Genomic DNA, 7,503 nt, shown 5'->3' with positions numbered 1-7,503 from the left:
CAGCCATTCAAACCGTCGAGGCATCGATCGATACCGCCGTAGCCGCCTATCGTGGCCACCCCATGGTTGAATCAGCCGTGGCTGAGTTAAAAGCCGAGTGTCGGGCGGGTCTCTATGAGCAAGCTGAGCGCGTGGACGCCTTCATACCCGGTATGTCGGCTAGTCCCAAAAAACCGACATTGCACTGACGGGCTCAATGGACCTAATCGTCGCTACCTCTGCCCCATCGCTTGTTCTCGCGGCCGGAGAGCGGGCCAGTATTCGCTTCCTCGAGTTTTTTGCTTCAGCCATCCGCAATCCGCATACGCGGCGGGCGTATGCGCGGGCGGCAGGGGATTTTCTGGCTTGGTGCGCCAGCGCGGGCGTGGCCTCCATCACGGCTGTGCAGCCGCTGCACGTCGCCGCGTGGATCGAGCTGCAGACGCAGACCTTATCGGCGCCAACCGTCAAGCTGCGGCTGGCGGCGATCCGCCACCTGTTCGACTGGCTCGTGACCGGCCAGATTGTGCCGCACAACCCGGCCGCGTCAGTGCGCGGCCCGAGTCATACAGCCAAGAAAGGAAAGACGCCGGTGCTCGATGCGAGCGAGGCGCGACAGCTGCTCGACAGCATCGATGTGTCGACGCCAATTGGCTTGCGCGACCGGGCGCTGATTGCGCTGATGGTGTTTTCGTTTGCGCGGGTGGGCGCCGCGCTGGCGATGCGGGTGGACGACGTCTATGTACAGCAGCGGCGCCTGTGGGTGCGCTTGCGTGAAAAAGGCGGCAAAGCGCACGCGATGCCCTGTCATCACACACTGGAGGCGTATCTGCATGACTATCTCGACCAGACGGGGCTACGCGATGAGCCGAAGGGACCGCTGTTTCGCACGATTACGCGTGGCACTGGCCAGCTGAGCAAGACGCCACTGCCGCAGGCGAACGCCTATGCGATGGTGCGGCGCCGGGCAGTAGCGGCTGGGATCGATACCCCGATCGGCAATCACACGTTCCGCGCGACCGGCATCACCACCTATCTCAAAAACGGCGGCACGCTCGAGAACGCCGCGGTGATGGCCAATCACGCATCGACGCGCACCACCCAGTTCTATGACCGGCGCTGCGACGACATCAGCCTCGATGAGGTCGAGCGAATCCTGCTCTAACAGCCGAAGACCCACATTGACTCTGTAAACGCCGCAATGTACAGTGTAACTATACGCTATACATGATGTTCATCAGGCAAGACCAACTGACTAATTGACGTGACTTTTAGAGAGGTAAGAGATGGGATCTAACCACTTTGATTGGGAGCACCATGATCAAGTCATGGCGACACAAAGGACTCGAAGAGTTCTTCAAGACCGAAAGTAAGGCGGGCATCAGACCCGACCATGCAGCCAGATTAAAGCGTCAGTTAGCTCGGCTCGATGTGGCTCAGTCGCCGCATGATATGAATGTGCCGGGCTGGAAGTTTCACGGATTGGAAGGGCCGTTAGCCGGTCATTACGCTATCAGCGTGAATGGGAACTGGCGGATGACCTTCACATTCGAAGGTACTGACGCTGTCTTGGTGGACTACCAGGACTACCACTAAGGTTCAGTACATGACCCAAATGTTTAACCCGCCTCACCCGGGTGAAACGCTCCGGGAGGATATCCTCCCGGAGCTTGGTTTGACAGTGACTCAAGCGGCCGAGCAGCTCGGTGTCACGCGCGTGGCGTTGTCACGCGTGCTGAACGAGCACGCAGGTATCTCGCCAGAAATGGCCCTTCGGATCGAAGGTTGGCTCGGTGTCGAGAATGGCGGCCGCGCAGACGTGTGGCTGGCCCAGCAGACCGCCTATGACCTTTGGCAGGCACGCTCCAAGGGAACGCCCAAGGTCGAGCGCGCGCACGCGTGAGCTTGGCTTCGACGATCAAGGCCGCTCGGCACCTTTTGTCATTCCTCCGGCTGCCGCTAGCCGCGTCGTATGAGGCGATCGGTAATTGCCTCAGATTTCAAGCCGGCCTTGCGGGTCGCGTGCAAAGGTAAATCGCACAGCCTTGACCTTCCGCCCGGCCTTGATCTGCTCCCACTGGATAATCCATCCGTCTTTCTCGTTGAGTTCAGCAACGGCCGGCTCGATAATTCGCCGTTTGATGTTGTTGAAATTCTGGCGCTGCTTCTCAGTCGCGTCCATCGCGGCCGCGAAGTCCTCTATGTCGTATTCAGCCCAGCCAGTGGATTTGAAGCGCGTAAGCAGTTCGAGCAGCCGCCAAGAATAAATCGAGCGCAATGCAGACGCTTGCTGCAATTGGTACGTAGTGAACTGCCCCTTCAATGCCGTCAGATGGGGGAGCAGTGCCGGCCACCAGTGCAACTCAACCCACCCCTCGCCCACTTGATATTTGATGACCCCGACCCATCGCATTTGAACCTTCGTTGGTGGCAACGGGGCGCCATTGCGACGATGCGCGGCCTCATAGAAGGTGATGGTGCGGTTGTAGAGCGTCTTGGCCGCTGATTGGAGCTGTTCGTATGCGGTGTTCGCGTCAACATGGAAGGTGTCGGCATACTCTGCAGCTGTTATCCGGGTCACAGGCAACTCGCCGACTTGTGGCAAGCGCCGACTGTCAAGCTTGCTGACGGCGGCTGCCACAATGCGCTTCTCGGCCAGCGTGAGCCCCTGCCCCGCTCGCGTCAGCGCGTTGCTCATCGAGATCCACCGATCGCCCGCTGGCCTGTCCGTGATCGCCGAATAGCTCTCCGCTTTCCCTGCCATTTTCACCCCTAAAGCGTCATCCGGCGACTCTGACGCATATCTCTAATTGCGTCAACAAAATATCAAGACGCAATAGCCCGGAAATTGACGCAATTTAGTGGCTACCAGGGCACGCCGGAAGAAATAAGGGAGCGCGAAAATCTTTTGCATGGGCTGTGGATAGCGCCCGGAAAAAGACGCACTAACCCGGAAAAAGACGCAATTGACCCGGAAAAAGACGCAATAGCAGGCTGCAAACCCTTACGGCACAAGGCTCCCAGCCCTCTATAAACAAGAAAAAACTATCTAAAAACCGGTGGGGACAGGCATTCAGAACTTCCCCGTGTGGATAAGTCCCCTGTCCACCGGCCAAAGGCCCGTGGACAGCCGCGGTGCGGTTCGGGACTTCCCCACACTTGAGTCTGACGCGCCCTTCGGGCTTGCCCCCATTGAGAGAAACAACCGATTCAAAACCACCCGCAAAAGTCCGACAGGCAGGGAATAGTCTGTCTCGTCAATTTTTTGCGTCGCGCTCGACCAGCTCGGCGCATGCGAGCGAAATCGTCGCAGCTCGGCTAAGGCCCTTTCGTGCCGCGAGTGAGTCGACTGTAGCGAGCAAGTCGGGGGAGATCGTAATGGCGATTTGAACCTTGTTTTTCCGTGCTGGCGGGCTCGCGCTTCGCGTCGCGGCAGCATCGGGCGCGCGGCCGATAAACGCATTTGCCGCGGGCTCACTAGCAACAGGTTTAGGCTTTTTTGTGATGGACATAATATATTTTCAATATTATTTCAATATTGAAACGAGGTGATTTTTTAATGCGGATAGTTCGGTGGATGCGTTCACGTCGCGCGGCCGGTATTCGTCGATGTGGAGCCCCGCCCCGCTCGCACTGGCGAACGCTTTTCGCCGCCCGATGCGCAGCGGCAGCAGCTCGATGCCTTCAATGTCGGCAAGCGCCTCACTCGCCTCTTCGTTGTCGCTGCCTTGCGGATCGGCGGCATTCAGCAGCGCCAGAGCTCTTACGTCGCGCACACTGCGCGCCTCGCGCAACAGGCTCGCCACGTCCGACAGCGCCCAAACATCGAATGAACGCGGCTGAAACGGCACCAGCATGAGATCGGAGACTGTTAGCGCCGCGCGTAATGCAGTCGAATCGCGTCCGCCTGCGTCGATGATGACGTGATCGTATGCGCTGGCCTGCTGCGTGACCTGTGCGCGCAGTGTCGCGCCGTCTGGGTATGCGGCGGCGGCGATCGGCGCCCGGCCACTTTCCGCGCGCACTGTAATCGCGCCCAGGCTTGTCCCCTGTCGATCACCGTCGACCAACCAGACGCGCTGTCCGTCGAGTGCAAGCCCAAGCGCGAGCTGGACGGCGAGGGTCGATTTGCCTACGCCGCCTTTAGTGTTCCCGATCGTTATAATCATACTTATTCTATATTGTTTCAATATTGAAGACATATTGGCATAATTTTGAAACAATACCACGGTATAGAGCTTTGCGGGCCAGATCATCCTTTGGTGATGATCTGTTCTATCGTCAGCGTGGTTGGTTGTTGGCCTGCTCAGCAGCAAGGAAGATCAACCGCTCCACCACCTCCCGGATCGTCTCACCGCGACTTCGAAGTCCTTTTAGGGCTTCGAACGCCTCGGGCGAGATCTTCAATCTCGGAAGTGCGTCAGCCGGATCCGAAAGCCCTTCCAAGCGTGTGCCGCCGACTAGTTCGGTCTTGACCTTCCACACGCTGCCCTTCGGCAATCGATGAGCGGTCGTGAATTCAGGTTTGCTGCTCATAGGTCGCTCTCAGATAGTTGTTCCAAACCCAGCGGCCGCGGCCCTCACCGTGGCCCAGATCACGCGAACACAACGCGAGCGCTTCATTGCCGCTATGGCCCTCGCTCAAGTAGTGCTCATAGTTGTCACGGCAGAAAGCTCGGCGTAACGCATGACCGGAGTCCTTACCCATCAACCCCAAGGCCGCAAAGCGGTCATGGACCTGCTTTTGGGCTGCGCGCGCTGTCGTCGCGTCGACTAGGTATGGCCGCGTCATCGTAACTTCCAACGCCGCTTTGACTGCGGCTAAGGCGCGATCCCGGTAGGGCGTTGGGATGACCGTATCCCTCACGCGTCCGCCCTTGGTGCCGTGGCGGATCGTGATGAAGCTTTGCCCACGCGCGAGCGCCGCCTCCCATTGCTTCAGGCTCTTGTGACTTTCAATCATCTCCTCGCGCCGCAGGCCCAGGCAGCGCTCGAGTTGGATCCAGGCTCGGGTGTCGGCCGGTGCATGCTCGAGGGCGTGTTCGAGCACGTGCGCGTCGACCACGAGACCGGTGCCGACGCGCGTGCCAACCGGCACGCCAAGCTGTGCATTGGTGACGGCATCCGCCCAGTCGCCTCGGCCGGCGCCGCGCAAGGCGCGGCGCAGATGGCTCACTTCGTTCTGGATCGTGCGCGGCGTGATGCCGGCCTCGATGCGCGCACCGACATAATTGCGAAGCTGCTTTTCCGTGACGGTGGCAGGTTCGACATCGCCATAACGCCGCTGCCTGGCATGTGCAGCGAACGCCTTGAAAGTCGTCAGCATCTTCTGCTGGGTCAGGGTCGCAGCCCCCTTGTGAAGCGATGCAGCCATGAACTTCGCTTCGATCGAGCGCGGCTGCGATCGCGATCGGTTCGGTAATGACGTGGACTTGTTCATCTCTTCTTTGTTGGTCTTGTTTGTCGTTGTGTTGCACCGGAACGCTCCAGCGAGCCGGGTCCTGCCTTTGTTTAGGGAACTGTGGGCCGCCACCTGGAGGTGGGTTGTCGTGGCCGGGGTGCTGCTGCCGATGAGGTCGTTTGTCGTTCGCCGGTTGGCCGGTTCGACGCGCTGACGTGCGCTTAACTATCACGTCATGAGACGGGCGCCTTGCGTGGTGCGGGCGGGAGGGGTGCGCGAGAGCGCGTCACTGCTCCTCGATGCGAAGCAGTGACGCGCAAAACCATGTGGTTGCCTCGGCGGATGCTCCCAATGATCGGGCCGCGGAAGGCGGGGAAGTCACCGCATCTTGCTTGCTGCGTTTGCTGTCGGCACAGCAAACGGGAAGCGCGGACGCGATGCGCTAGCTGGGCTGCTCGTTGGCAGCCGAAAGACGAGGTAAGTTCGAGCTTGGTGGCTCGTAGGAACGTGATGCGCGGGCAAAGCCCGAGATGGAAAAGTGCTTGCGCTTGCGATGGACGGACTACGACAGCCCCGCCGAAGCGCCACGAAAAAATCGCTCAGGGGGCTGTGCAGGGCGGACGAATCCGATGTACTTGCCGTAAGCGGTTTGCGGGCAAAGTGCCCGGCTTAAGAAGTAGGATCAGGCTCGAAGCCGATCGTAGGTCGATGCGTCAGGGACGCAGGAACGCCGCTACGTTAGCACAGCAGTTTTCGTCTGACCAGTCAGGTGGTCGCACGTGGTTTCTTACGATGCCGATCAGCTGGTCTTTCGAAGCTAGGCAACGCCTCCCGCACGGGTACCTGATCCCGTGCCATCGGCCTGAGTGAAAGTCTTGAGCAGCTGGATCAACTGACTGAGATCTCGACCTTTTTGCAGGTAGCCGTCGAACTCGTCATCGACCAACTGGCGGCGCAGTTCGGTTTCGTCCAGCGCGGTATAGGCGATGATCGCGATGTGGTTGGTCCGCGGATCACGCCGCAGCATGCGAGCCGCCTCGATGCCATTGCATGCTGGCATCTGGATGTCCATTAGGATGATATGGGGCGCCCATTCGGGCGCCAGATCGATGGCGTCGCGACCGCCGAAAACAGCACGTGACTCGATGTCCTCCAGCGACAGATAGACCGTCATGGCCAAGGCTGCATCGTGGTTGTCATCGACCACGAGGACGCGCAGTCTGGCTTGATTGAGTGGCACTCGTCGCGCGGTCCACGGTCGGGGCGCCCGCTGAAACAATTTCGAAAACGGCATGAACTCTCCAGTGCGCCCTATCGATAGATAGCGCACCGACCATGCCCGCCTACGAGGAGTCCGGTAAGCAATCGTCCTGAATCGCCGTCCGGACGCTTTGAAGGACGCCATCCACGCAAGTCAGTGCCCAGTCCAGCCGTCGCAGTGCCAGGTAGGTGCGCGCCTTGTTTAATTCGCTCTGCTGCGCCATGTCGAGGGGCAGGCTCCACTCGACGAGTCCCACGAGGTCGGACATGTCACGGCAAAGCGTACTTTCTGTTTTTTCGTATTGCTGCTTGCCCAACGCGCGTCGAATCAAGGATGAGAATTGGGCGCAGTCGGCCACAGCAAGGGCAAGCGCATGCAGGTCAGAGTCCGACATAATGAGTAGCCGAAACGTGATTCACGCAACCCGCCGACGCTAGCGCACTTCGTGCCGTTTTATAAGGCGCTCGGCGCGTCCGAATTGCGTGCACAACGGTCGCGCCAATACGTATCGTCCTTCTATATATTTGATAATGTCCTTTATCAGATATATGCGGCGCTCGCCTGGCGCCAGCGACAGGCGGGGCGTCGTGTGTGGCTTAGGTGGGCGACACGAGCAAAGAAATGTGCACGCTTGCCGATCTCGACCAGCTGCTTGAACAAGCGCAGCGTCAATTGGGCGTGCGAAAAGGCGGCAGCCAACAACCTAACTTTTGATCACAGACCTTGGTAGATCACCGTATGCCCACCAAACCACCCGCCGATTCGATCATCCAAGCCGACACGGCGTTGCTTGCGCTTGAAGCGCTTGAGGAACTCGTTATCACGGTGAATTTCGATCGTGATGACCCCGCGAGTGTCGAGG

Annotated in this window: 9 protein-coding genes and 1 pseudogene; 4 read left to right on the top strand and 6 right to left on the bottom strand. The window is 59.3% G+C overall.

The features are described 5' to 3' along the window. The 4 genes and pseudogenes from BG60_RS39425 to BG60_RS35745 all read left to right on the top strand — a co-directional run. A pseudogene (locus BG60_RS39425) lies at positions 1–188 on the top strand (hypothetical protein); the annotation flags it as partial. 8 nt (positions 189–196) lie between these two features. Further along, positions 197–1,144, top strand: a complete 948-nt coding sequence (locus BG60_RS35755) for a tyrosine-type recombinase/integrase (RefSeq protein WP_033535636.1) — start codon at positions 197–199, stop codon at positions 1,142–1,144. Between the two features lie 152 nt (positions 1,145–1,296). Continuing rightward, the gene (locus BG60_RS35750; RefSeq protein WP_008344539.1) at positions 1,297–1,575 is read left to right on the top strand and encodes a type II toxin-antitoxin system RelE/ParE family toxin; all 279 of its coding nucleotides are present in this window, start codon (positions 1,297–1,299) and stop codon (positions 1,573–1,575) included. A gap of 10 nt (positions 1,576–1,585) precedes the next feature. Then, positions 1,586–1,882 carry a HigA family addiction module antitoxin gene (locus tag BG60_RS35745; RefSeq protein ID WP_008344540.1) on the top strand — a complete coding sequence of 99 codons (297 nt, stop codon included), beginning with the start codon at positions 1,586–1,588 and terminating at the stop codon, positions 1,880–1,882. A 90-nt stretch (positions 1,883–1,972) separates the two neighbouring features. Here BG60_RS35745 and BG60_RS35740 read toward each other — a convergent pair whose 3' ends face one another. The 6 genes from BG60_RS35740 to BG60_RS35710 form a co-directional block, all read right to left on the bottom strand. Further along, on the bottom strand, positions 1,973–2,677 hold the full coding sequence (locus BG60_RS35740) for a replication initiation protein (protein ID WP_051078921.1): 705 nt from the start codon (positions 2,675–2,677) through the stop codon (positions 1,973–1,975). Positions 2,678–3,506: 829 nt separating this feature from the next. Further along, a complete protein-coding gene (locus tag BG60_RS35735; RefSeq protein WP_033535635.1) occupies positions 3,507–4,148 on the bottom strand; it encodes an AAA family ATPase in 642 nt (213 codons plus the stop codon). 112 nt (positions 4,149–4,260) lie between these two features. Continuing rightward, positions 4,261–4,515 carry a hypothetical protein gene (locus BG60_RS35730; RefSeq protein ID WP_008344545.1) on the bottom strand — a complete coding sequence of 85 codons (255 nt, stop codon included), beginning with the start codon at positions 4,513–4,515 and terminating at the stop codon, positions 4,261–4,263. Next, complete coding sequence (locus BG60_RS35725) at positions 4,499–5,419, bottom strand: integrase domain-containing protein (protein ID WP_081987184.1); 921 nt, start codon at positions 5,417–5,419, stop codon at positions 4,499–4,501. Before BG60_RS35725 ends, BG60_RS35730 begins: the two co-directional genes overlap by 17 nt. 778 nt (positions 5,420–6,197) lie before the next feature. Further along, the gene (locus BG60_RS35715; protein WP_235366130.1) at positions 6,198–6,620 is read right to left on the bottom strand and encodes a response regulator; all 423 of its coding nucleotides are present in this window, start codon (positions 6,618–6,620) and stop codon (positions 6,198–6,200) included. A gap of 103 nt (positions 6,621–6,723) precedes the next feature. Continuing rightward, positions 6,724–7,035, bottom strand: a complete 312-nt coding sequence (locus BG60_RS35710; protein WP_008344535.1) for a hypothetical protein — start codon at positions 7,033–7,035, stop codon at positions 6,724–6,726. Between the last annotated feature and the right edge of the window lie 468 nt (positions 7,036–7,503).

This window comes from Caballeronia zhejiangensis (genome assembly GCF_000698575.1).
GTDB classification, from domain to species: domain Bacteria; phylum Pseudomonadota; class Gammaproteobacteria; order Burkholderiales; family Burkholderiaceae; genus Caballeronia; species Caballeronia zhejiangensis.
Note: the sequence above shows the minus strand (reverse complement) of the source record. Positions and strands in the feature narration are given on the sequence as shown.

What these genes read in the sequence shown, in the direction of transcription:
- BG60_RS35755 (WP_033535636.1), top strand. Translation starts at nt 197, where the DNA reads ATGGACCTAATCGTCGCTACCTCTGCCCCATCGCTTGTTCTCGCGGCC.
- BG60_RS35750 (WP_008344539.1), top strand. Translation starts at nt 1,297, where the DNA reads ATGATCAAGTCATGGCGACACAAAGGACTCGAAGAGTTCTTCAAGACC.
- BG60_RS35745 (WP_008344540.1), top strand. Translation starts at nt 1,586, where the DNA reads ATGACCCAAATGTTTAACCCGCCTCACCCGGGTGAAACGCTCCGGGAG.
- BG60_RS35740 (WP_051078921.1), bottom strand. Translation starts at nt 2,677, where the DNA reads ATGAGCAACGCGCTGACGCGAGCGGGGCAGGGGCTCACGCTGGCCGAG.
- BG60_RS35735 (WP_033535635.1), bottom strand. Translation starts at nt 4,148, where the DNA reads ATGATTATAACGATCGGGAACACTAAAGGCGGCGTAGGCAAATCGACC.
- BG60_RS35730 (WP_008344545.1), bottom strand. Translation starts at nt 4,515, where the DNA reads ATGAGCAGCAAACCTGAATTCACGACCGCTCATCGATTGCCGAAGGGC.
- BG60_RS35725 (WP_081987184.1), bottom strand. Translation starts at nt 5,419, where the DNA reads ATGAACAAGTCCACGTCATTACCGAACCGATCGCGATCGCAGCCGCGC.
- BG60_RS35710 (WP_008344535.1), bottom strand. Translation starts at nt 7,035, where the DNA reads ATGTCGGACTCTGACCTGCATGCGCTTGCCCTTGCTGTGGCCGACTGC.